At 72.0% G+C, this 22,722-nt stretch carries 19 protein-coding genes; 9 read left to right on the plus strand and 10 right to left on the minus strand.

Annotation, left to right across the window (positions count from 1 at the left end):
• Window positions 1–42 precede the first annotated feature (42 nt).
• Complete coding sequence (locus tag ABZU76_RS24445) at window positions 43–495, plus strand: GNAT family N-acetyltransferase (protein ID WP_354873398.1); 453 nt, start codon at window positions 43–45, stop codon at window positions 493–495.
• Here the strand turns inward: ABZU76_RS24445 and ABZU76_RS24450 are convergent.
• The 3 genes from ABZU76_RS24450 to ABZU76_RS24460 form a co-directional block, all read right to left on the minus strand.
• Window positions 492–1,667: an 8-amino-7-oxononanoate synthase gene (locus ABZU76_RS24450; protein WP_354873400.1), complete on the minus strand. Its 1,176-nt coding sequence runs from the start codon at window positions 1,665–1,667 to the stop codon at window positions 492–494. The two genes, ABZU76_RS24445 and ABZU76_RS24450, sit on opposite strands and share 4 nt — an antisense overlap.
• A 99-nt stretch (window positions 1,668–1,766) precedes the next feature.
• Window positions 1,767–3,293: a DEAD/DEAH box helicase gene (locus ABZU76_RS24455; protein WP_354873402.1), complete on the minus strand. Its 1,527-nt coding sequence runs from the start codon at window positions 3,291–3,293 to the stop codon at window positions 1,767–1,769.
• Between the two features lie 352 nt (window positions 3,294–3,645).
• Window positions 3,646–4,593: an RIO1 family regulatory kinase/ATPase gene (locus tag ABZU76_RS24460; protein ID WP_354873404.1), complete on the minus strand. Its 948-nt coding sequence runs from the start codon at window positions 4,591–4,593 to the stop codon at window positions 3,646–3,648.
• A gap of 226 nt (window positions 4,594–4,819) precedes the next feature.
• On the opposite strand from ABZU76_RS24460, the gene ABZU76_RS24465 reads away from it, so the two are divergent.
• Entirely contained in the window at window positions 4,820–6,382 is a 1,563-nt protein-coding gene (locus ABZU76_RS24465; RefSeq protein WP_354873406.1) for an NAD(P)/FAD-dependent oxidoreductase, read from the plus strand.
• A gap of 4 nt (window positions 6,383–6,386) precedes the next feature.
• Window positions 6,387–7,475, plus strand: a complete 1,089-nt coding sequence (locus tag ABZU76_RS24470; protein ID WP_354873408.1) for an FAD-dependent oxidoreductase — start codon at window positions 6,387–6,389, stop codon at window positions 7,473–7,475.
• 149 nt (window positions 7,476–7,624) lie between these two features.
• Here ABZU76_RS24470 and yaaA read toward each other — a convergent pair whose 3' ends face one another.
• The gene (gene yaaA / locus ABZU76_RS24475; RefSeq protein ID WP_354873410.1) at window positions 7,625–8,371 is read right to left on the minus strand and encodes a peroxide stress protein YaaA; all 747 of its coding nucleotides are present in this window, start codon (window positions 8,369–8,371) and stop codon (window positions 7,625–7,627) included.
• Window positions 8,372–8,425: 54 nt separating this feature from the next.
• On the opposite strand from yaaA, the gene ABZU76_RS24480 reads away from it, so the two are divergent.
• On the plus strand, window positions 8,426–9,388 hold the full coding sequence (locus tag ABZU76_RS24480; RefSeq protein WP_354873412.1) for a GNAT family N-acetyltransferase: 963 nt from the start codon (window positions 8,426–8,428) through the stop codon (window positions 9,386–9,388).
• A gap of 4 nt (window positions 9,389–9,392) precedes the next feature.
• Here ABZU76_RS24480 and ABZU76_RS24485 read toward each other — a convergent pair whose 3' ends face one another.
• Both ABZU76_RS24485 and ABZU76_RS24490 read right to left on the minus strand, forming a co-directional pair.
• Window positions 9,393–10,286 carry a 2-hydroxyacid dehydrogenase gene (locus ABZU76_RS24485; protein ID WP_354873414.1) on the minus strand — a complete coding sequence of 298 codons (894 nt, stop codon included), beginning with the start codon at window positions 10,284–10,286 and terminating at the stop codon, window positions 9,393–9,395.
• Window positions 10,287–10,310: 24 nt separating this feature from the next.
• Entirely contained in the window at window positions 10,311–10,667 is a 357-nt protein-coding gene (locus tag ABZU76_RS24490) for a VOC family protein (protein WP_354873416.1), read from the minus strand.
• A gap of 154 nt (window positions 10,668–10,821) precedes the next feature.
• On the opposite strand from ABZU76_RS24490, the gene ABZU76_RS24495 reads away from it, so the two are divergent.
• Together ABZU76_RS24495 and ABZU76_RS24500 are read left to right on the plus strand one after the other, a co-directional pair.
• The gene (locus ABZU76_RS24495; protein WP_354873418.1) at window positions 10,822–12,570 is read left to right on the plus strand and encodes a proline--tRNA ligase; all 1,749 of its coding nucleotides are present in this window, start codon (window positions 10,822–10,824) and stop codon (window positions 12,568–12,570) included.
• A 12-nt stretch (window positions 12,571–12,582) separates the two neighbouring features.
• On the plus strand, window positions 12,583–13,647 hold the full coding sequence (locus ABZU76_RS24500) for a hypothetical protein (protein WP_354873420.1): 1,065 nt from the start codon (window positions 12,583–12,585) through the stop codon (window positions 13,645–13,647).
• On the opposite strand, the gene ABZU76_RS24505 is transcribed toward ABZU76_RS24500, so the two are convergent.
• The gene (locus ABZU76_RS24505) at window positions 13,587–15,797 is read right to left on the minus strand and encodes a DUF2156 domain-containing protein (protein ID WP_354873422.1); all 2,211 of its coding nucleotides are present in this window, start codon (window positions 15,795–15,797) and stop codon (window positions 13,587–13,589) included. The genes ABZU76_RS24500 and ABZU76_RS24505 overlap by 61 nt on opposite strands.
• A 210-nt stretch (window positions 15,798–16,007) precedes the next feature.
• Window positions 16,008–16,679, minus strand: a complete 672-nt coding sequence (locus tag ABZU76_RS24510) for a haloacid dehalogenase-like hydrolase (RefSeq protein ID WP_304504330.1) — start codon at window positions 16,677–16,679, stop codon at window positions 16,008–16,010.
• A gap of 132 nt (window positions 16,680–16,811) precedes the next feature.
• On the opposite strand from ABZU76_RS24510, the gene ABZU76_RS24515 reads away from it, so the two are divergent.
• Window positions 16,812–17,819, plus strand: a complete 1,008-nt coding sequence (locus ABZU76_RS24515) for an ABC transporter permease (RefSeq protein WP_354873424.1) — start codon at window positions 16,812–16,814, stop codon at window positions 17,817–17,819.
• A gap of 162 nt (window positions 17,820–17,981) precedes the next feature.
• On the opposite strand, the gene ABZU76_RS24520 is transcribed toward ABZU76_RS24515, so the two are convergent.
• Both ABZU76_RS24520 and ABZU76_RS24525 read right to left on the minus strand, forming a co-directional pair.
• A complete protein-coding gene (locus ABZU76_RS24520; protein WP_354873426.1) occupies window positions 17,982–19,172 on the minus strand; it encodes a class I SAM-dependent RNA methyltransferase in 1,191 nt (396 codons plus the stop codon).
• A complete protein-coding gene (locus ABZU76_RS24525; protein WP_354873428.1) occupies window positions 19,169–21,220 on the minus strand; it encodes an APC family permease in 2,052 nt (683 codons plus the stop codon). Before ABZU76_RS24525 ends, ABZU76_RS24520 begins: the two co-directional genes overlap by 4 nt.
• Here ABZU76_RS24525 and ABZU76_RS24530 point away from each other — a divergent pair.
• Together ABZU76_RS24530 and ABZU76_RS24535 are read left to right on the plus strand one after the other, a co-directional pair.
• Window positions 21,129–22,037, plus strand: coding sequence for a TrkA family potassium uptake protein (locus ABZU76_RS24530; RefSeq protein WP_354873430.1), 909 nt, complete (start codon window positions 21,129–21,131; stop codon window positions 22,035–22,037). The genes ABZU76_RS24525 and ABZU76_RS24530 overlap by 92 nt on opposite strands.
• Window positions 22,037–22,693, plus strand: coding sequence for a TrkA family potassium uptake protein (locus tag ABZU76_RS24535; RefSeq protein ID WP_354873432.1), 657 nt, complete (start codon window positions 22,037–22,039; stop codon window positions 22,691–22,693). The genes ABZU76_RS24530 and ABZU76_RS24535 overlap by 1 nt, the downstream gene beginning before the upstream one ends.
• Window positions 22,694–22,722 lie beyond the last annotated feature (29 nt).

Here is a 22,722-nt window from a genome sequence, read left to right on the forward strand (position 1 = left end):
CCCCGCCGCGGGTCCTCGGCTGAGCTGTGTTAAGCAGGGGTCGTGACGACCCCGCACCACGCGACCGGCCCCGGACTCACCGCCGCCCAGCTCTACGCCATCCTCCGCCTGCGCGCCGACGTGTTCGTCGTCGAGCAGGAATGCGCTTACGGCGACGTCGACGGGCGTGACCTGCTCCCGACGACGCGGCACCTGTGGTTCACGGACTCCGCCGGCGAGGTCACGGCGTACCTGCGCGTCCTCGCCGACCCGGATGGTGTCTCCCGCATCGGCCGCGTCGTCACGGCTGCTTCAGCCCGCGGTCGTGGCCTCGCGGCGTCGCTGATGGAGGCCGCGCTGGCCGGCTCTTCAGGCGAGTTCGTCTTGGACGCGCAGACGTACGCCCGGGCCCTCTACGCCCGCTTCGGCTTTGTGGCCGAAGGCGACGAGTTCCTCGACGACGGCATCCCGCACATCACCATGCGCCGTGTCGCGAAGGACCCCGCCGGTTCCTAAGAAGCCGCCCCTCGCGGTGCCGTCGCGGTGATGACCTTCACGGCACGGTCCACGTCTGCCTCGGTGAGGTCGGCTCGGGCGGTGAGGCGCAGGCGCGAAATGCCGTCCGGGACGGACGGCGGGCGGAAGCAGCCGACGCGGATGCCCTGGTCGGCGCAGGACTCGGCCCACGTGACGGCGGCCTCGGCGGACGGGGCCTGCACCGAGATCACCGCGGCGTCCGGGACGCTGGCGTGCAGGCCGGCCGCCTTGAGCTGCATGGCGATGGTGCCGGCGTTGTCGGTGACCTTCGTGGGCAGCGAAGGATCGGCCTTCAGCGCGTTCAGCGCCGTCAGCGCGGCGGCGACGCTGGCGGGCGCGAGGGCGGTGTCGAAGATGAAGCTCCGCGCCGTGTCCACGAGGTGCTTGATCACGCGCCGCGGGCCGACGACGGCGCCGCCCTGGGCGCCGAGGGACTTGGACAGCGTCAGGGTGGTGACGACGTCCGGCGAGGCGGACAGACCGGCCGCGTGGACGGCGCCTCGGCCGCCTTCGCCGAGGACGCCGAAGCCGTGGGCGTCGTCGATGAGCAGGGCGGCACCCGCGCCGCGGCAGATTTCCGCGAGCTCGCCCAGCGGGGCGAGGTCGCCGTCGACGGAGAACACCGAGTCCGTGACCACGAGGGCGCGCGGCTTGCGGCGCGTGGACAGCGCGTGCTGGATCGCCGACGGCGTCGCGTGGGCCACGGCCGCCACGTCGGCGCGCGACAAGCGGCAGCCTTCGATGAGCGACGCGTGGATGTACTTGTCGGTCACGATCGCCGACTCGGCGCCGGACAGCGCCGTCACCGCGCCGAGGTTCGCGGCGAAGCCCGAGGAGAACACCAGCGCCGCCTGGGCGCCGCAGAAGCGCGCCAGCTCGAGCTCCAGCTCGGCGTGCAGCTCGGTCGACCCCGTGACGAGCCGCGAGCCCGTGGCTCCCGCGCCCCAGCGCATGGCGGCGGCCGCGGCGGCGCCGACGACGCGCTTGTCGCGGGCCAGGCCGAGGTAGTCGTTGCCGGCGAGGTCGAGCTCGTCCGCCTGCGCGGGCCGGGCCCGCAGCCGCCGCACCAAACCCGCTTCCGCGCGCTTCTCGGCCTCGGTGTCGAGCCAGTCGAAGACGTTCTCGGGCGGCAGCTGCGGGATGGCATTCACGTCCCGCAGTGTCCCACCCGCGTCACGCGCGAAACCGTGGGCCCTGCCACACAAAGAAAAAGCCCCGCACGAAGGCGGGGCTTTTTCTCGAACGGAAACTCAGCTGTCGTAACCACGGCGCTGCGGACGACCCGGGCGCTGCGGGCGACCCGAACCGTTGCCGGACCGGCCACGACCGCCGTAGCTCGGGCGGCCTTCGCGCGAACCGTAACCACCGCGGTCGCGGTTCTCGCCGTAGCTGCGCTCACCGCGCTCGCGGCCACCGCCGAAGCCACGGCCACCGCTGCGGCGCGGCGACTCGCGGCGACGCTCGATCACCGGCTCGCCGCTCGGCTCCTGCGCACCCGTGATGCGCGAGAGCTCCGCGTCGCCCGGGCGGACCACCGTGGTCTCGGCGCGCACGCCGGCCCGGTCGGTCATCCGGCGGACGGTGCGCTTCTGGTCGTGCGTCACCAGCGTGACGACAACACCCGACGCACCGGCGCGCGCCGTGCGGCCCGCGCGGTGCAGGTAGTCCTTGTGGTCCGCGGCCGGGTCCACGTGCAGCACCAGGGAGATGTCGTCCACGTGGATGCCGCGCGCGGCGACGTCTGTGGCGACCAGCACCGGAGTGTGGCCTTCCTTGAAGTCGGCCAGCACGCGGTTGCGCTGCCCCTGGGTCTTGCCGCCGTGCAGCGCCGCCGCGTGCACACCCTGCTCACGCAGCCGCTCGGTGAGGCGGTCGACGTGGTGCTTGGTGCGCACGAACATGATCGTGCGGCCCTCGCGGGCACCGATCTGCGTGACGATGTCCTGCTTGTCCTGGTGCGACACTTGGAGCACGTGGTGGTCCATGGTGTCCACGCTCGCGGTCGACGGCGCGACCGAGTGCGTGACCGGGTCGGCGAGGTACTGCTTCACCAGCTTGTTGACGTCACCGTCGAGCGTCGCCGAGAACAGCAGCCGCTGGCCGCGCGGCGGGGTGAGGTCGAGGATCTCCCGCACCTGCGGCATGAAGCCCATGTCGGCCATCTGGTCGGCCTCGTCGAGCGCGATGAAGTTGCAGTCGCTCAGCGACGCGGTGCCCTGCCGGACGTGGTCCGACAACCGGCCCGGGGTGGCGATGAGCAGGTCGACACCACGCGAAAGCGCGTCGGCCTGACGGGTGAAGGCCATGCCGCCGACGGCCGTGCGGCACCACAGGCCGAGCGACTTGGCGAGCGGGGTCAGCGAGTCGGCCACCTGCATGGCCAGCTCGCGGGTCGGCACCAGCACGAGCGCGCGGGGGTGCTTCGGGCGGGCCTTGCCGCCGTTGAGCCGGGCCAGGATGGCCAGGCCGAACGCCAGCGTCTTGCCGGAACCGGTCTGGGCGCGGCCCAGCACGTCGCGGCCAGCGAGCGCGTCGGGAATCGTCGCCGACTGGATCGGGAACGGCGAGTTGATGCCGGCCTCCGCCAGCGCGCGCAGCAGCTCGTCGGGCAGACCGAGCTCGGCGAAGGTCTTGGTGGCCACCGTCTCGACGGTGTCGTCGCGAAGGAAGTCTTCGCGAGCCGGGCGCTGCCGCGGCTTGCGGTCGGGACGGTCCCCGCGGCCCGGCCCTGAGTGGGACGACGCAGCGGAATGGCCGGAGTTGAACGTGACTGTCACTTATGCCTCTCGGACGTGGCACGTCGCAAGGAGGCCCGGGCTGCCCGCTCGCAGGCAGGGCAAGATGGTGTGCAATGGGCTTTCACAGGGACGGACCCGGCGCGCTCAGGAGTTCCCACCATCGAGCGCCGATGGAAATGCTTCGGATTTCACCGCGAGCCCGTCAGTGGGCTTTGGAGGCGACGGACACCAACTCATCCACGCCGCCGATTGCGGTCTGTTGATTACTGTACCGGAGCGAGGGCTTCTGCTTCACACCCAGGTGTCCGGTTGTGGGCGGCGTCGCAGTCGTGTCCTGTGCCACATCCGAATGGCCCAGCGCAGCGACGCCACCCACAGTACAGCCGGCGGATCAGCCCACCCCTGCGGCGTAGGCCAGTTCCGCCACGAGATCCTCGACGTTCGTCACGCGTTCCGGCAGGCCACGGGCCTGGAACCAGCCCGCCAGGTTGCGCACGTCGCGCTCCAGGAACTCGCGGCCGCGGGGGTTCGCGACGAGGTCGACGACCTGCGGGAGGTCGATCACCATCAGGTGCCCTTCGTGCACCAGGAGGTTGTACGCGGACAAGTCGCCGTGCACGAGCCCTTGCGTGGCGAGCAGTTCCAGCGCCGACACGGCCTGTTCCCACAGTTCGGTCAGTTCGTCGTGCTCCGGGCGCAGCTGTGCCAGCCGGGGCGCGGCCGTGCCGTCGGGCTCGCCGAGGAACTCGAGCAGCAGCTCGGTCCCGTGGCGCTGCACGGGGTAGGGCACGGGTGCCCCGATCGTCCACAAGCGACTCAGCGCCGCGAACTCGGCGACCGCCCACTGCTCGGCGATCAGGTTGCGCCCGAAGGAGGTGCGGCCCGCCATGGCCCGCATCTCACGTGAGCGCCGCATGCGCCGGCCTTCGAGGTACCCGGCGTCACGGTGGAACAGCCGGTGCTCGTCGCTGCGGTAGCGCTTGGCGGCCAGCAGCACTCCGTCGGTGCCGGGCAGAGTGCGGCGCAGGAGGTGGACGTCGGCCTCCTTGCCGGTTTTGAGCACCCCCAGGTCGGTGTCGACGGCCCCGAGCTCCGTGACCACCCAGTCGGGCCTCGGGCGGGGGCCTTGGTCGGCGTCGTCCCAGGTGGTCCAGCGGTCGGCGCCGTCCGGGAGGTCGGTCTCGGTGTAGGCGTCGTCGCGCGCCTGGGCGAGGCGGACGCGCTCGCCCTCGGTGAGCCGGCCCCGGCGAGTCGGCTCGGGTTCGTCGCTGAAGCGCCGCCCGCGACGGGGACGCTCGAAATCGGACGCGTGAAGGTCTTCGTAGTCGTGCTCGCGCACTGGTGGGTCTCCTCGATCGGGGTGCCCCACCGGGCGAGCGCGGCGGCTCTAGCCGAGAGGGGCGGACGGAAGTGGGCAGGTCAGCGCCCGGACATTGGCCACGACGCACCTCCTTCGCTTCCGTCGGCCACCGGCACCCCGCCGGTTCGCGAGCAGCATGCCGGGGCGCGAGCGGCTCGCGCAACCGAATTAACGGGCTCCGCGAAATACCCCTAGCCTCGGCGGCATGAACGGTGGCGGAAAGTACGACGCGGTGATCGTGGGCGGCGGCCACAACGGCCTGGTCGCGGCGGCCTATCTGGCCCGGGCCGGGTGCTCGGTGCTGGTGTTGGAACGGCGCGGCGAGATCGGGGGAGCGGCGGTGTCGTTCCGCGCGTTCGACGGCGTCGACGTGCGCCTGTCGCGCTACTCCTACCTGGTGAGCCTGCTGCCGCGGAAGATCGCGGCCGACCTCGGTCTCGGCGTCGAGCTGCGCCGGCGCCGGATGTCGTCGTACACGCCGTCTGGCGACACGGGTCTCCTTGTCGACACGGGGGACGAGGCGCGCACCGGGGCGGCTTTCCGCGCCGTCACCGGGTCCACAAAGGACTTCGACGCGTGGCGCGAGTTCTACGCGCAGGCCGGGCGCGTGGCGGCGGCGACGTTCGACACGCTCACCGAACCGTTGCCCGGCCGGGAAGAGCTCAAAGCCCGCATCGGCGACGACAAAGCGTGGGCCACGTTGTTCGAGCGCCCGATCGCCGAGACGCTCACCGGGCGGTTCGGCGACGACACCGTGCGCGGCGTGGTGCTCACCGACGCGCTCATCGGCACTTTCGCCGGCGCCGGCGACGAGGACCTGCGCCAGAACCGCTGCCTGCTCTACCACCTGATCGGCAACGGCACGGGCGACTGGGACGTGCCCGTCGGCGGGATGGGCGCGGTCACCCGCGCGCTCGCCGACGCCGCCCGCGGCGCCGGGGCCACGCTCGTGACCGGCGCCGAGGTGCGGTCGGTCTCACCCGACGGCGAGGTCCGCTACACGCTCGACGGCACCGAACGCGTGGCCGCAGGCTCTCACGTGCTGGCCAACGTCGCCCCCGACACGCTCGCGCGACTCCTCGGCGAGGAACCCGGCCCACGCCCGGAAGGCGCTCAGCTCAAGGTGAACATGGTCCTGTCGCGGCTGCCTCGCCTGCGCGACGCGGCCGTGGACCCGCGCGACGCGTTCGGCGGCACCTTCCACGTCAACGAGACCTACTCGCAGCTCGAAACCGCGTACGCCGAGGCTGCGGCGGGCAAGATCCCGACGCTGCCGCCGTGCGAGATCTACTGCCACTCGCTCACCGACCCGTCGATTCTCGGCCCGGCCGAGCGCGCGGCGGGCGTGCAGACGCTGACGTTGTTCGGCCTGCACATGCCGGCGCGGCTGTTCGAGGCCGACAACGATCGCGCGCGGACCGAGGCGTTGCGCGCCACGATCGCGTCGCTCGACAGCGTGCTTGCCGAGCCGATCGAGAGCTGCCTGCTGCGCGACGCGGCGGGCAACCCGTGCGTGGAGGCGAAGACGCCACTGGACCTGGAGGCCGAGCTCGGGCTGCCGCGCGGGCACATCTTCCACCGCGACCTGTCCTGGCCTTACGCCGAAGATCCGGCCGACGCCGGGAAGTGGGGTGTCGAGACCGCGCACGAGCGCGTGCTGCTCTGTGGCGCCGGTGCCGTGCGCGGGGGTGGCGTGAGCGGGATCCCCGGGCACAACGCGGCGATGGCGGTGCTCGCTCGACGGCGCGCCGAGGAACGGGCAGGGTGAAGACATGCGCGTGATCGTGATCGGCGGCGGGATCGCCGGAGCAGCCACGGCCTACCACCTCGTGAGCAGCGGGGCCGACGTCGTGGTGGTGGACGCCGGGCTGCCCGGCGTCGCGACGGAGGCGGGCGCGGGGATCGTGAGCCCCTGGACCTCGCGGTGGGACAGCGCGATCTACCCGCTCGCGGCCGCCGCCGGGGCGTACTACCCGGAGCTGGCGGCGGCGTTGCGCGAGCAGGGGCAGGACGCGTCGTTCGAGGTCGTCGGCGGGATGGTCGTCTCGGCGGACGGGGCCGAGCTCGACGAGGCCTACACGCGGCTGGTCGAGCGGGTCGCGGACGCACCCGAGGCGGGCGAGGTGCGGCGGCTGGATCCGGCGCAGGCGCGCGAGCTGTTCCCGCCGCTGGCGCCGGAGCTGTCCGCCGTGCACTTGTCGGGCGCGGGCCGCGTCGACGGCCGGGTGATGCGGGCGGCGCTCGTGGCCGCCGCAGAGCAGCGGGGCGCGCGGTTCGTGTCGGCGGAGGCAACGCTCCTGTCCGGCTCCCGCGTGCGTGCGGGCGACGAGGAGCTGACCGGCGACGCCGTGGTGCTCGCCGCGGGCGCGTGGTCGGCCGAGCTGGCCGAGCCGCTCGGGATCGCGGTGCCGGTGGCGCCGCAACGCGGGCAGATCAGCCACTTCGACCTGCCCGAAACCGACACGTCCGCCTGGCCCGTGGTGCTGCCGCGGTCGAGCCACTACCTGCTGTCGTTCGCGGGCGGCCGCGTCGTGGCGGGCGCGACGCGCGAGACGAACTCCGGCTTCGACTACCGCGTTACGGCCGCCGGCCAGCGCGAAGTGCTCGACCAGGCGCTGGCCGTCGCACCGGGCCTGGCCGACGCGACGCTCGCCGAGACCCGCGTCGGCTTCCGGCCCGCGACGCCGGACACGCTGCCGTTGCTGGGCCAGGCCGCGCCGGGGTTGTTCCTGGCCACGGGCTTCGGACCGGCCGGGCTGACGCTGGCGCCGTACGCGGGCAAGCTCATCGCCGCGCTCGTCCTCGGCGAAGATCTGCCGGCGGACCTGCTGACGGCGTGCTCGCCTTCGCGGTTCGGCTGAGGCCCGCACCCCAGTTGTGGCGTTCGGTGCGTTGAATGGGGCATGGGCGCGCAGCGCCTCCGTTGAGGGCGGCGGCGGGGGCATGGATGGAGCAACGAATGCCGCATTGGGTGCGTTGAGCGCAACCAACGCCGCATTGGGGTGCTTGCTCAGTCGTCGGTCAGCAGTTCCAGGGCGTGGTCGCCGGTGCGCTCCACCGTGAGGCCGGCCTTGGCGATCACCTTCACCAGTTCGTCCACAGTGGACGGTTCGGTGCGCGTGGTCGCGAGCACTGCGGCGAGCCGGCCCTTGTAGGCCTTGTTGAAGTGGCTCACGGTGGTGCGGTTGCCGGCGGCGTCCTCCGTGACCACGCGCACGGTCACCGCGCCGGGGCGCAGCTTCGCGAACGCCGAGTACGTGCCCGAACGCAGGTCGACGATGAGCCCCTCGATGTCCTGCAGCACCGGCTCCAGGGCGGGCTTCCACAGGCTGCGCACGGTGCCGAGCGCGGGCACGCTGTTGCCGCCCGAGAGGCGGTACGCGGGGATCGGGTCGGTGGCCGAGACCACCCCGAACAGCGAAGACGTGACGGCCAGGCGGCGATGGGCCTTCTCCAGGCCGGCACGGGTGAAGCTGCCGATGTCGAGGGCGTCGTAGAGCACGCCGGTGTAGCGGCGCAGCGCAGGCAGCGTCGGCGAGGTCCAGAGGCTCCCGTTGCGCGCGACCTCATGGCTCTGGCGCTCGGAGATGCCGAGCGCGGCGAGGCTCGCGGGGACGTCTTGCGCGAGTTCGACCAGCGCGTCGGCGAGCTTGGCCCGCACGGGGTTGAGCTCGGTGAAGGACAGCGTCTCGAGGTCGAGCGGCGCGCCCTTGCCGCCGTCGGCCTTCGTCTCGGAAGGAGGGAGGAGCACCAGCACACGACGAGGGTAATCGGGGTGCGCCGCTGTTCGGCGCCCGCCTACGCTGACGTCATGGAGCTCACCTGGCGCCCGCTCACCCTCGGCGACGCGGAGCAGCTCGCGACCGTGTTCGCGGCCGCCGAGGAGGTGGACCGCACCGGCGAGCACTACACCGCCGCCGACCTGCGCGAGGAGATGCAGGGACCCGACCTCGACCTCGCGCTCGCCAGCACCGGCGCGTGGGCCGGCGACCGAATGGTGAGCTACGCGGCCATCCGCCGCCGCGACGCCGCCGACCCGGTGCACATGCCGCGCGTCGAGGCGATGACACACCCCGAGTTCCGCACGGCCGACGTCGCCGCGCACCTCACCACGTGGTTCCTCGACGCCGGCAAGCGCGTGCACGAGCGCGCCTTCCCCGACGCGCCGCTGGAGCTGCACGCGGGCGCGCACGAGAACGAACACTGGTACCTCGACGCGCTGGCGCGGGCCGGGTTCCGGCACGCGCGGTCGTTCGTCGAGATGCGCGCCGACCTGCGTGCGTTGCCGCCCGCTCGGCCGCTCCCGGCCGAGTACGAGCTGGTCGCGTTCGACGAGCGCTACGACGACCTCACCCGCGTGGCCCGCAACGCGACCTTCGCCGGCCACTGGGGCAGCGCCGAGCTGTCGGCAGAAGCCTGGCGCCACCGCATCACCGGGGCGAAGGACTTCCGCGGCGACCTGTCGTTCCTGCTCCTGACCCCCGAGCACGACGCCGTGGTCGGGTTCGTGCTCAGCGCGTTCCACCCGGCCGACTTCGCGGGGACCGGCGTGCGCGAGCTGTACGTGGACTACGTCGGCACCCTGTCGGAGCTGCGCGGCCGCGGCGTGGCGACGGCGCTGCTGGGCCATACGCTGGCCCACGCCCGCGACGCCGGGTTCGAGCGCTCGGCCCTGTCCGTGGACACCGACAACGCCCACAGCGCCGTCGGCATCTACGAACGGTGCGGCTACGAGGTCGCCGACACCTACTACGGCTACGTGCTCCCGATCTGAAGCTCTATTCGACGACGTTGAGCAGGGGTTCCCCGGCCACGAAGCGGCGCAGCTGCTCGGCCACGAGCTTCTTGGCGCGCGGGTAGAACGACGCCGAACCGCCGGCGACGTGCGGCGTGATCACCACGCCCGGAACCCTCCACAGTGGATGGTCGGCCGGCAGCGGCTCGGGGTCCACGACGTCGAGGGCGGCCCGCAACCGGCCGGTGGTCGTTTCGGCGAGCAACGCGGCGGTGTCGATCGCGGAGCCGCGCCCGACGTTCACGACCAGCGCGCCCTCGGGCAGCAGCGCGAGCTCCCGGGTACCCATCAACCCCTTCGTGGCCTCGGTTTCGGGCAGGATCAAGACCACGATGTCGGCCGAGGGCAGCAGCTCGGGCAGCTCGGCGATCCCGTGCACGCCGTCACGCGCGCGGCTCGCCACCCGCGTGACCACTGCCTCCGCGGCCAGCAGCTGCCGCTCGATCGCGTGGCCGATGGAGCCGTAGCCCACGAGCAGCACGCGGCTGTCGGCGAGCGAACGCGTGTGCTCGCGCTCCCACGACCCGGTGGCCTGCTGCGCGAACCACCGCGGCAGGTCCCGCTGAGCCGCGTGGATCAGCGCCAGCGCGTGCTCGGCCACGCTGAGGTCGTGCAGACCCCGGCCGTTGGCCAGCACGACGCCCTCGGGCACCAGCGGCACCAGCGCCTCGACTCCGGCTGACAGCGCCTGCACCGCGCGCAGCGAAGGCAGCTTCCCGATCAGCTTCGGCGGCTCGCTTCCCGCGTCGTAGGGCAGCACGTAGAACTCCACGCCGGACAGGTCGTCGCCGGGCAGGTTCACGCCGTCGTAGTACGCGGCGGCCAGCCCGTCGGGCAGCTCGATGTCGGTCCAGGGCAGGAGAACTCGCGCGCTCATGCCCGCCAACCTAGTGCCGCCGGCTCAGTGCGCGCCCGCCTGCGCCACGCAGAACACATTGCCCTCCGGATCGGCCAGCACCGTCCACTCGATGCCCGGCTGCGCGTGCCGCTCCTGCTCGCTCGCACCGAGCCCGACCAGGCGTTTCACCTCCGCCTCGCGGTCGGGTGCGGAGAAGTCGATGTGCACGCGGTTCTTGACCGTGCGCGGCTCCGGGACCTGCTGGAAGGCCAGCGCGGGCCCGCCGCCACCAGGGCGCGCGAGCATCACGAAGGGTCCGTAGTCCGCTTCGACCGCGACGCCGAGCGCCTGCGTCCAGAAGTCCGTGAGGACTCGGGGGTCTGCGCAGTCGATGGTGATCATGCTCAGTTCGAGTGCCATGCCGCCGACGCTAGCCCGGGGCACCGACAAAACCGGGACCCCGCGATAACCGGGTGGAGTGGCCGGACGCCGGTTGACTACCCTGTGTCGGTCGAACCAGGCTCGACGTCTCAGCCCGCTCAGCTTCTCAGTCTCTCAGTGCAGGGAGTCCGCAGTGATCACCAGGATGTCGTCGTTGTTCCTCCGCACCCTGCGCGAGGATCCGGCGGACGCCGAGGTACCCAGCCACCGGCTGCTGGTGCGCGCCGGCTACGTCCGCCGGGTCGCCCCGGGTGGTTACTCGTGGCTGCCGCTGGGCCTGCGGGTGCTCCGCCGCGTCGAGAACGTCGTGCGTGAAGAGATGAACGCGATCGGCGCGCAGGAGATCCAGTTCCCCGCGCTGCTGCCGCGCGAGCCCTACGAGGCCACCGGCCGCTGGACCGAGTACGGCGACAACCTCTTCCGTCTCAAGGACCGCCGCGGCGCCGACTACCTGCTCGGCCCGACGCACGAGGAGCTGTTCGCGCTCACCGTGAAGGGCGAGTTCAGCTCGTACAAGGACTACCCGGTCACGCTGTACCAGATCCAGACGAAGTACCGCGACGAAGCGCGCCCCCGCGCCGGCATCCTGCGCGGCCGCGAGTTCGTGATGAAGGACTCCTACTCCTTCGACCTCGACGACGAGGGCCTGGAGCGCTCCTACCAGGCGCACCGCGACGCCTACACGAAGCTCTTCGACCGCCTCGGCCTCGAGTACGTGGTGGTCGCCGCGACGTCGGGCGCCATGGGCGGTTCGGCGTCGGAGGAGTTCCTCGCCGTCGCCGAGACGGGTGAGGACACCTACGTGCGCAGCACGGAGTCCGGCTACGCGGCCAACGTCGAGGCCGTGGTCACGCCCGCGCCGGCCGAGCGCCCGATCGAGGGCCTGCCCGCCGCGCAGGTGCACGCCACGCCGAACACGCCGACCATCGAGTCGCTCGTGGCGTTCTTCAACGCCGCAGGCCTCGGCCGCGAGTTCACCGCGGCCGACACGCTCAAGAACGTGATGCTGAAGATCCGCCAGCCGGGCGCGAAGGAGTGGGAGCTCCTGGGCGTCGGCCTGCCGGGCGACCGCGAGGTCGACATGAAGCGCCTCGAAGCGTCGCTCGAGCCCGCCGAGGTCGAGCTGCTGGAGGAGGCGGACTTCGCGAAGAACCCGTTCCTCGTCAAGGGCTACATCGGCCCGAAGGCACTCAAGGAGAACGGCGTCCGCTACCTCGTCGACCCGCGCGTGGTCACCGGCACCGCGTGGCTGACCGGCGCCGACCAGGACGGCCACCACGTGCTCGACCTCGTGGCGGGCCGCGACTTCACGCCCGACGGCACGATCGAGGCGGCCGAGGTCCGCGAGGGCGACGTGTCGCCGGATGGCCACGGCACCCTCGTCGCCGCGCGCGGCATCGAGATCGGCCACATCTTCCAGCTGGGCCGCAAGTACACCAACGCGTTCGAGCTCGACGCCCTCGGCCCGGACTCGAAGCCGATCCGCATCACGATGGGCTCTTACGGCGTCGGCGTCTCGCGCCTGGTCGCCGTGCTCGCCGAGCAGAACCACGACACCTCCGGCCTCGTGTGGCCGCGCGAGGTGTCGCCGTACGACGTGCACGTGGTCGTCGCGGGCAAGGACGAGACCATCGCGGCGGGTGCGGAGAAGCTCGTCGCCGAGCTCGACGCGGCCGGGGTCGACGTGCTGTTCGACGACCGCAAGGCCACCCCGGGCGTGAAGTTCGCCGACGCGGAGCTGGTGGGCGTGCCCACGATCCTCGTCGTCGGGCGCGGCCTGGCCAACGGGCTGGTCGAGGTCAAGGACCGCCGCACCGGCGAGCGCGAGGAGATCCCGGTCGACTCCGTGGTCGGCCACTTGGTCAAGCTCGTCCGCTCCTGACGGCACCCGCCGGTGGGGCTCTTCGGCCGGTCCGGCCGCGATGGTGCCGACGGTGCCGATGGTGATGGCGGCTACGAGGACAACGCCGCCCTCACCGGCGTCGGCGGGTACGAACCCGCTGACGCACCCGGCTTCCCGGCCGCCGGCTACGGCACGGGCTCCCCGGTTTCCGGGCAGCCCGCCGCCGAGCCGGCGGCCGAACCGGGACGCGGTCCGGGGCCGGCGCAAGGCGAGAAATCCGGCGGAACTCCTTGGTACGCCGAGGATCCCGCCGTCACCGGGCAGGCTCCGCGCGCGGAGCCCCAGCGCATCCGGCCGGCGAGTCGGCCGGATGCGCGGTTGAAGGGGCGGCCGTCGCGGGCGCTGTGGATCCTCGTGGCCGTGATCGCCCTCGGTGTGGCCGCGATGAACTTCTTCGGCGCCGCTCGCCACCACTCGGCGAGCTCGTCGACACCCAGCCTGGGCCCGGTCAGCTTCCAGCCCGAGCCGCACCTCGTCGTGCCCGCGGTGGTCGATGGCTGGTCCTCCGTGGCCGCGCGCGACGGCAGCTTCGCCTACGACGTCCCGCCGAGCTGGACACCGGAACCCGGCGCCGTGCACGGCTGGGACGGCACGGCGACCTCGCCGGGGATCACTCTCAGCACCACGGCGTCCGTCGGCCGCGGCTACTGCGGCAGCGACAGCCGCCACGGCGGGTCCGGAGTCACGACCGAAGACGGCGGCGACGCCGCAGCCGCCGCGCGCAAAGCCGTCGGCGACCTCGTCGGCAGTGCCTACGACCCCGGCGCGAAGGTGACGTACGCGCCGGCGCAGGACGCGACCGTGCAGCTCGAAGGCACAACCCGTCCCGCGCGCGTGGTGCTCGCCGACGTCACCCAGGGCGGCACGGACGCCTGCACCCAGAAGCACGTCACCGTCGGCGCGCTCGCCTTGGCCACCGCGACCCAGTCCGTGGTCCTCGTCGTCTACACCGACGACTCCACCAGCCGCGCCGACGTCGTCCGCTTGCTTCAGAGCTACCGCGGCGTGCCGGCCGCCGACCGGTCCACGACCACGCCGCCGCCGACCACGCGCTGACGCCGCAACGCCAGCTTCGCGAAGTCCATCAGTCCGGCCCCCTGCAGGTACGCGCGCCCGAGCGCGAGGCCGATGCGCGGCAAGTCGGCCTCGTCGCGGTAGGCCAGGTACAGCGGCTCGCGCCGCGGCTGAAACTTCGCCTTGAACGCGTGCAGCGAGCGGAACCCGTAGTACGGCTCCATCAACGCGCCCACCGCGTCGAGCACCCGGTCCACCGCACGCGCCGGTGCGGTGTCGGGGCTGCGTACGAGCGGCGCGCCCGAAAGCGACACGAACCGCGCGCCCTCGTCCCGCAACGCCAGGCACGCCGACGCGATCAGGAACTCCATCACCGGCCGGAACCCGTCCGGACGGCGGCGCATCACGTCGAGCGTCCACCCGCCGACCGTGCCCGAGCCCGTGTGCACCGGCAGCCACGACGTGAAACCACAGACCGTGCCCGTCGCGTCGATCGCGAGCCCCACGCGCGTCGCCGGGTCCATCGCCTCGGCGACACCGCCGAGCGTGAACCCCATCTCCGGCAGGCCCTTGTCGCCGATCCACTCCTCCGACAGCGCGCGCACCTGCTCGCGGATCGCGGGCGGCTGCTCGGCCAGGCGCACCAGGCGGAACTCGATGCCGTCCTTGCGGGCCTTGTTCAACGCCGAACGCACGTCCTGCCAGGCTTTTCCGCGGAACTCCAGGTTCTCGAGATCCACCAGCGTGTCCTCCGCGACCTGCACGTGCTGCCAGCCCAGCTCCCGCGTCACGCCGACCGTGGCGGCCGTCGCGGAGAAAACGCACGGCACGAGCCCGGAGTTCTCGCACATCTCCCGGAACTCCGTGAGCGCGTGTGCCGCCGAGCCGCACGGCGCCACGGGATCGCCGAGCGCGATCGCGACCCCCGCGTGGCGCTGGTAAGCGAGGTAGGACGCGCCGTCGGAGGCGACGAAGTACGTGTTCTGCGGCCACGTCGTCATCCACGAGATCGTGCTGCCCCCGTTGCGCCCCAGCAGAAGCCGGGCAAGACTGCCGTCCGGACCACCGCGCAGCACCTTGCGGCGCCGCCGGCGTGAGGGCACGCGGAACGCCCCGCTCGCCGCGATCAGCAGCACCAGCTCGACCGTCCACAAGAGATTGTCCACGAAGAACAGTGACAGCCCGTGGCTGTCGTACTCGGTGCGCACCAGCTTCGCCACGGCCAGGACCCCACTCACCAGGAGCACCTGCGACACCGCGAACACGCACAACCCCACGGCCCAGCGCCACGCGACGCGCGAGCCGCGGCGCAGGCCGTTGAGCATCGGCACCACGAGCGCACCCATGATGAGAATCTCCCGCGCCGACAGGGAAACCGCGTCCGACGGGCCGAACGGGCCGTCTCCCGGGACGAGCCACATGACCACTTCGGCCACGGTGAGCAGCAGCAGTCCCGCGCACGCCAGCAGCCGCCACTCGCGCACGCTCGGCCGCACCGGTTCGGCGAGCCGCGCCTTGCCCGCGAGCTGGTGGCCGAGCGGCAACGCCAGCACGAGTGCGAAGAAGTGCACGAGATCCGCGAGTGTGCCGACGTACACGATCGCGACGCCCGCGTACACGCACAACCCGGCGCGCAACCGCAGCCGCCACGGCGCGCGCAGCGTCGCGCTGGCCACGGCGATGGCCGCGAGCGTGCCGCCGGAGAAGCCGACGTCGAGCGTGGTCGCGATGTGCGCGGCCCACGTCCAGCCGGAATGGCGGCACAGCACGAGGAACTGGATCGCCGCCGCGGCCGCGGCCAGCTGCCCGCCGACGGTCACCAGGATCGTGCGGCGCGTGCCGAGCTGCCACTCCGCGAACCCTGTCAGCAGCGCGAAAGTGCCGGCCATCGGCAGGTAGAACAGCGGCCGCGGCGCGAAGAACGGGCCGGTCGCCAGCGTCCACCAGCGGCCGTGTTCCAGCGAAGGCAGGCCGTAGGCGTAGTAGGCGAACGACGGCTGGTGCTCGGCGGCTTGCCAGAGCGTGCGGCTCGCGACCCCGGCCACGAGGATCGCGAGCACGACGGTGGTGGTGAACGGCAGGCGGCGCCAGAGCACGGCGAACCGCTCGCGTTTCAGCCTTCCGGCCGCCCGCCCGCGTTCCCCCGTGCCGGCACCGCTGGCGGTCCCCGCCGCCGGCGATGCGGTCGTCATGATCCGAGTCTTGCGCCTGGACCTAAAGCCGACATCCTTCGTGGGAGCGACTCGTCCCCCTAGGGGAGTGCTGCCCCGGAGGGAGAAAACCCTGACCCGAAGGAGGATGCGGACTCAGGAAACAGCACTCGACCAAGGACTAACCGCGCACGGCGGCCTCGGCGCGGGCGCCGAAACCGCCGTGCGGGGCGAAAAACAGGGGTGAACCGCTCAGCCGAGCACGGCCTTGCGCACCGAGTCGAGGTCGGCGAGATCGGGCAGCACGGTGTGCGCACCCGAGGCGGCAAGCTCTTCGGCGCTGTAGTGCCCGGTGGCGACGGCGACCGCGACGGCACCGTTGTCGAGGGCGGCCTTCACGTCGTTCGGGGTATCGCCGATCACCACGACGTCGCCGGGCGCGAACGCCGTGCCGTGCTTCGCGGCCGCCGCGGCCACGGCGTGGGGGACGAGGTCGGGCCGGTGCGCCGAGAGCGAGCCGTACCCGCCGATCTCCAGCTCCAGGTGCTCGTCGAGGCCGAACGCGGCGAGCTTGTGCACCGAGATCTCCGGCAGGTTGCCGGTGACGAGCGTCTGCACGGCGCCGTGGCCGGCCATCGCGGCCAGTGCGGCCGCCGCGCCGTCGAGCGCCCGGCCGGCTTCGTGCAGCGTGCCGCGGGCCTCGTCGGCCACGGCGATCAGCTCGCTCCACAGGCGCTGGATGTTCTCCTCGGTCGCCTCGATGCCGTGCGTGGTGAGGATGTCGGCGGTGATCGCGCGCTCGGTGCGCCCGCCGTAGTCGGGGTGGGTGCGCAGCTCGGTGCCCATGGCCGTGAGAGCCGTGGCGTACCAGCTGCTGCCGACCCCCGTGAGGTCCACGAGCGTGTGGTCGATGTCCCAGAGCACCAGCCGGTGCGCGTGCGTCGTCGTCACGGCCGTGAGGGTACCGGCGGAAGTATTCAACGTCTGTTGACTTTCCTGGGGGCGGGACCTACTTTGGTCGTAATTCAACATGTGAAGAATAACTGGGAGGCCGTCATGTCGGCTGCTGCTCGGCGCCCCGCGGGCGCGTTCGCCCTGGTCGCGGTGCTGGCGGGTGCGCTCGCCGCCGTGGTGCTGGGGTTTCTGACGTTCGGGGCGCAGGCCACCGTCGCGCCCGATCACGTTCCTGTCGCCGTTTCGGCGCCGCCGCCGATGGCGGGGCTGGCGCGCCAGGTCGCCTCCCACGGCGGCACGCAGCTCGACTGGCACGTCGCCGACCCGGCCGAGGCCCGGAACCTGTTGGCGGACAAGGAGGTCTACGGGGTCCTGGAGCTTCGTCCTGGCCCCGCCGCGACCGTCGTGCTCTCCGGCGCGGTGAACCCGGCGGGCACGCAGGTGGCGCAGCAGGTCCTCGCGGGCGCCGCTCAGGCGCTGCCCGGCGAGCCGCGGCTCGAGATGCTGCATCCGGCGAGCGCCGCGGGCCGGATCGTGCCGCTGGCCGCCAGCGCGCTCGCGTGGCTGGGCTCGCTCGTCGCCGGTGCCGTGCTGGTGCGGCTCAGTGCCGGCCGTCGCGTGAGCGTTCCGGTCTGCCTGGCGCAGGTGCTGGGCAGCGCCGTGCTGGTGACGGGTGTGCTGGTGGGCTTCGCCGCGTTGTGGGACTCCGCGCTGCCGCTGACCTGGGACGTGCTCGGTTTCCTGTTCCTCACGGTCACCGCGTTCGCCGCGGTGCAGGCCGGTCTGCTGCGGCTGCTCGGCCTGCGCGCGCTCGCCATCCTGGCCCCGCTGTACCTCGTGGCGCCCGCGGTGGCCGGGCAGGTGCCCGAACTGCTCAACCCGGCCTACCGCGCGCTGCTGTGGTCGTGGACGCCGTTCCGCTTCTCGACCGAAGGCCTGCGCAGCCTCCTGCAGGGCGCGCCGGCCGCTCCGGACGTGACGACAGGCGTCTGGGTCCTCACCGGCCTGCTCGCGGTGGGCCTGGCCCTGACCCTGTGGCCGCGCCACTCTCGACGCAAGCCACCCCAGCCCCAGTCCGAGGCCCGGCCCATCGAGGTCGCGGCCGGCTGAGGTCACCGCCACCCACCCAACTCACCCTGCGAAGGCGACCCACCGGCGAGATCGCGCCGGCTTCCGGATGGGGCGGTGCGATCGGCCCCCGGCCGATCCGACCGCCCGATTCAGAAGCCGGCTCAAAGGCGATCTCGCACGCCCCCGGCGGAGCCGGGGCAATCAACTCAGCAGCGCCACGCACTCCACGTGATGGGTCATCGGGAACGCGTCGAACGCCCTGAGGTCCGTGAGCGAGTACCCGTGGTCGGCGAAGGTCGCCACGTCCCGGGCGAGCGCCGCGGGATCGCAGGCGACGTACACGATCCGGTCGGGCGAACCCGCCGCGATCGCGTCCACCACCGCGCGCCCGGCGCCCTTGCGCGGCGGGTCGAGCACGACCACGTCGACGGGCTTCGGCGCGTCCTCCAGGGCGTGTTCGACCCGGCCCGCGCGCCACGACACCTGCGGCAGGTCCGCGAGATTGCGCTCGCCGTCCGTCACCGCCTGGCGGCCGGACTCCACGGCGAGCACGCGGCCCTCCGGCCCGACCTGCTCGGCCAGCACCGACGCGAACAAGCCGACGCCGGCGTAGAGGTCCCACGCGACCCCGCCGCGCGGGGCCTCGGCCCACTCGCGCACGAGCTGCGCGAACGTGTCCGCCGCGAAGGGGTGCACCTGCCAGAAACCGTGGGCGTCGAGACGCCAGTCGCGGTCCGCCGCGTGCTGCACGGCGAGACCGCCGGACAGCTGGCGCGACTTGTTGCGGCCGTGGACGGTGGAGAGCTCACGCAGGTGCGTGTGCCCGTCGCCGTCGGTGGTCGTCTCGAGCTCGGTGCCCGGACGCCAGCGCTTGGCCAGCGCCACGTCGAGCGTGCCCGGCACCGCGATCGGGCAGTCATCGAGCGCGACGACGCGGTGGCTGTGGTGCGCGCGCAGCCCGGCGCGGCCGTCGCGGCCGGCCACGAGCCGCACGCGGCTGCGCCAGCCGAGCGGACCGCCCTCGAGCGGCTCGACCACGACGTCGCGCGTAATGCCCGCCAGGCGTTCCAGCTGCTCGGCGACCACGGCCGCCTTCAGGGAACGCTGGTACTCCGGGTCGGCGTGCTGCCAGTCGCAGCCACCGCAGCCGCCCGGCGCTGCCAGCGGGCACGGCGGCGTGACGCGGTGCTCCGAAGCGTCGAGCACCTCCACCGCGTCCGCCCGGCAGAACGAACCGCCCTTGTCCTCGGTCACCTCGGCGCGCACGCGCTCGCCCGGCAACCCGTGGCGCACGAACACCACCCGTCCGTCCACACGCGATACGCAGTGGCCGCCGTGGGCGACCGGGCCGATCTCGAGCTCGAGCACGCGGCCGAGCCAGTTCTCCGTCATTCAGCAGGTTCCTTGGCTTGTTTCGGGGTTTCCACAGGCTTCGCGGCCGCTGCGCCGCCGCTCGCCGCGAACCCGCGTCGCACGTCACCGGCCGCAGGCCGGGCCCGGCGCCCGCGCTCGGCCGCCTTCGCCGACGACTCGAGCTGCCACGGCACGCTCGCGACGATGACGCCCGGCTGGAACAGCAGCCTTCCCTTGAGCCGCAACGCACTCTGGTTGTGCAGCACCTGCTCCCACCAGTGGCCCACCACGTACTCCGGGATGAACACGGTGACCACGTTGCGCGGGTTGTCTCCGCGCACCCGCTTCACGTAGTCCAGCACCGGCTTCGTGATTTCGCGGTAGGGCGACTCGACGACCTTCAGCGGCACCTTGAACTTGTGCGCCTCCCACTCGGCGGTGAGCCGGCGGGTGTCGGCGTCGTCGACGTTCACCGTCACGGCCTCGAGCACGTCCGGCCGCATCGCCTTGGCGTAGGCCAGCGCACGCAGCGTCGGACGGTGCAATTTGGACACGAGCACGATCGCGTGGTTGCGCGAGGGCAGCACGGTCGGGGTGTCGCCGAGCTCCTTCAACTCCTCGGAAACACGGTCGTAGTGCTTCCGGATCGCCGTCATCAACGCGTAGATCGCCACCATCGCGGCGATCGCGATCCACGCGCCGAGCAGGAACTTGGTGATCAGCACGATGATCAGCACGGTGCCGGTCATCGTGAGACCGATCGCGTTGACCGTCTGCGAGCGCCGCATCCGCCGCCGCACCGCGCCGTCGGTTTCCTTGGCCAGCAAACGGTTCCAGTGCCGAACCATGCCGGTCTGGCTGATCGTGAACGACACGAACACACCCACGATGTAAAGCTGGATGAGCCGAGTGACCTCCGCGTCGAACGCGATGATCAGCACCAGCGCGAAGACCGCGAGGAACAGGATGCCGTTGGAGAACGCCAGCCGGTCGCCGCGCGTGTGCAGCTGCCGCGGCAGGTAGCGGTCCTGCGCCAGGATCGAGCCGAGCACCGGGAAACCGTTGAACGCCGTGTTGGCGGCCAGCAGCAGGATGATGCCGGTGGCGAAGGAGATGTAGTAGAACGCCGGCGGGAAGCCGGCGAACACGGCCTGGGCGATCTGCGTCACGATCGTCTTCTGCTGGTACCCCTGCGGCGCGCCCTGCAGCTGCTCGGCCGGATTGTCGGCGAAGTTCACCTTGGTGATCACGGCGAGCGTGATGATGCCGATGAGCATCGTCACCGCGAGCACGCCCATGAGCAGCAGCGTGGTGGCCGCGTTCTTCGACTTCGGCTTCCTGAACGCCGGCACGCCGTTGCTGATCGCCTCGACCCCGGTCAGCGCCGCCGCGCCCGAGGAGAACGACCGCAGGATCAGGAAGACGAACGCGAACCCGGTCCACGTGCCCTCGGAGTGCAGCGTGAACCCGGCGCTCTCCGCCCGCATCGTCGTGCCCGTCGCGGCCTCGATCAGCCCCCACACGACCATGACCAGGATGCCGATGATGAACCCGTAGACGGGGATTGCGAAGGCTTTGCCCGATTCGCGCACTCCGCGCAGGTTCAGCGCGGTCAGCACCGCGACGATCACCACGGCGGTGATCACCTTGTGCTCGGCGACCCACGGGATCGCCGAGCCGATGTTGGCGACACCGGACGAAGTGGACACCGCGACGGTCATCACGTAGTCCACGAGCAGGGCGCTCGCCACCGTGAGGCCGAACTTGCTCCCCAGGTTGGTGCCGGCGACCTCGTAGTCACCGCCACCGCTCGGGTAGGCGTGCACGTTCTGCCGGTACGACGCCACGACCGTCAGCATGACCAGCGCCACGGCCACCCCGATCCACGGCGCGAACGCGTACGCCGACAGCCCGGCGAAGCTCAGGGTCAGGAAGATCTCTTCCGGCGCGTACGCGACGCTGGAAAGCGCGTCCGAGGCGAAGATCGGCAGCGCGATGCGCTTGGGCAGGAGCGTGTGGCCGAGCCGGTCACTGCGGAACGGACGTCCGAGAACCAGGCGCTTCAACACGGTCGGGAACTTCGACACCCTGGTGAATCTACAGCGCAGCGGAGCTGCTCCGTTGAGGGCGGTGGAGGGGAGGACGGTGGAACCAACCGGGGCCCGGCAGGGTAGGTTCGCCCGTGGTGCGCGAGGGTACCTACGGACGGGTTTACCCCCACCTACGAGGAGGCAAGGCGTGCACGTGGTGATCATGGGGTGCGGCCGGGTCGGCGCATCCCTGGCCGCGGCGCTGGAGCGTCTCGGCCACGAGGTGGCCGTCATCGACAAGAACCCCCAGGCGTTCCGACGGCTGGGACACGACTTCCACGGCCAGCAGATCGTCGGCGTCGGTTTCGACCGGCAGGTGCTGATCGAGGCCGGCATCGAAGAGGCCGGCGCGTTCGCGGCCGTGTCCAGCGGGGACAACTCCAACATCATCTCCGCGCGGGTCGCGCGCGAGAACTTCGGCATCGAGCACGTGGTCGCGCGGATCTACGACCACAAGCGCGCCGCGGTGTACGAGCGGCTGGGCATCCCCACCGTCGCGACGGTGCCGTGGACCACCGACCGCTTCCTGCGGACCCTGCTGCCGGACGGCGTCGCGTCGGTGTGGCGCGATCCGTCGGGCAACGTCGCGCTGCTGCAGCTGCCGCTGAACGAGGGCTGGGTCGGGCGCAGCGTGCGCGACCTCCAGGACGCCACCGGTGCGCGCGTCGCGTTCATCATGCGGTTCGGCAACGGCGTGCTGCCGGACAACAAGACCATGGTGCAGGCCGACGACGTCGTGTACGTCGCGGCCCGCTCCGGCACCGTCAGCGACGTGACGAGCGTGGCCGCTCGCGCTCCGGAGGAGGAGAACTGATGCGGGTCGCGATCGCGGGTGCCGGCGCCGTCGGGCGCTCCATCGCCGTCGAGCTGATCGACGGGCGGCACCAAGTGATGCTGATCGAGCGTGAGGCGGACCAGTTCGAGCCCGACAGCGTGCCGCAGGCCGACTGGGTGCTCGGCGACGCGTGCGAGCTCTCGAACCTCGAGGAGTCCGGCATCGAGCGCTGCGACGTGGTGATCGCCGCGACCGGCGACGACAAGTCCAACCTCGTGGTGTCGCTGCTCGCGAAGACGGAGTTCGCTGTGCGCCGCGTAGTGGCGCGCGTGAACAACCCCGCCAACGAATGGCTCTTCACCGACGCCTGGGGCGTCGATGTGGCCGTGTCGACCCCGCGCATGCTCGCCGCGATGGTCGAGGAGGCCGTGAGCGTCGGCGACCTCGTGCGGCTGATGACCTTCCGCCAGAGCCAGGCGAACCTCGTGGAGCTCACGCTGCCCGAGGAGACCCCGTTGGCCGGCAAGCCCGTGAGCGACATCGCGCTTCCCCGCGACGCCGCGCTCGTCACGATCCTGCGCGGCGACCGCGTGATCGTGCCGCAGCCGGAGGACCCGCTGGAAGCCGGTGACGAGCTGCTGTTCGTGGCGACGTCGGACGTCGAGCCGGAGATCCGCACGGCCCTGGGATACTGAGGCACACGAGGAAGGCCCCTCACGAGCAC

The sequence above is a fragment of the Amycolatopsis sp. NPDC005232 genome (assembly GCF_040607795.1).
Classification (GTDB): Bacteria; Actinomycetota; Actinomycetes; order Mycobacteriales; family Pseudonocardiaceae; genus Amycolatopsis.

Coding starts and splice junctions, on each gene's coding strand:
- ABZU76_RS24465 (WP_354873406.1), top strand. CDS start 4,820: ATGAACGGTGGCGGAAAGTACGACGCGGTGATCGTGGGCGGCGGCCAC.
- ABZU76_RS24470 (WP_354873408.1), top strand. CDS start 6,387: ATGCGCGTGATCGTGATCGGCGGCGGGATCGCCGGAGCAGCCACGGCC.
- ABZU76_RS24480 (WP_354873412.1), top strand. CDS start 8,426: ATGGAGCTCACCTGGCGCCCGCTCACCCTCGGCGACGCGGAGCAGCTC.
- ABZU76_RS24485 (WP_354873414.1), bottom strand. CDS start 10,286: ATGAGCGCGCGAGTTCTCCTGCCCTGGACCGACATCGAGCTGCCCGAC.
- ABZU76_RS24490 (WP_354873416.1), bottom strand. CDS start 10,667: ATGGCACTCGAACTGAGCATGATCACCATCGACTGCGCAGACCCCCGA.
- ABZU76_RS24505 (WP_354873422.1), bottom strand. CDS start 15,797: ATGACGACCGCATCGCCGGCGGCGGGGACCGCCAGCGGTGCCGGCACG.
- ABZU76_RS24515 (WP_354873424.1), top strand. CDS start 16,812: ATGTCGGCTGCTGCTCGGCGCCCCGCGGGCGCGTTCGCCCTGGTCGCG.
- ABZU76_RS24520 (WP_354873426.1), bottom strand. CDS start 19,172: ATGACGGAGAACTGGCTCGGCCGCGTGCTCGAGCTCGAGATCGGCCCG.
- ABZU76_RS24530 (WP_354873430.1), top strand. CDS start 21,129: ATGCGCTTGGGCAGGAGCGTGTGGCCGAGCCGGTCACTGCGGAACGGA.
- ABZU76_RS24535 (WP_354873432.1), top strand. CDS start 22,037: ATGCGGGTCGCGATCGCGGGTGCCGGCGCCGTCGGGCGCTCCATCGCC.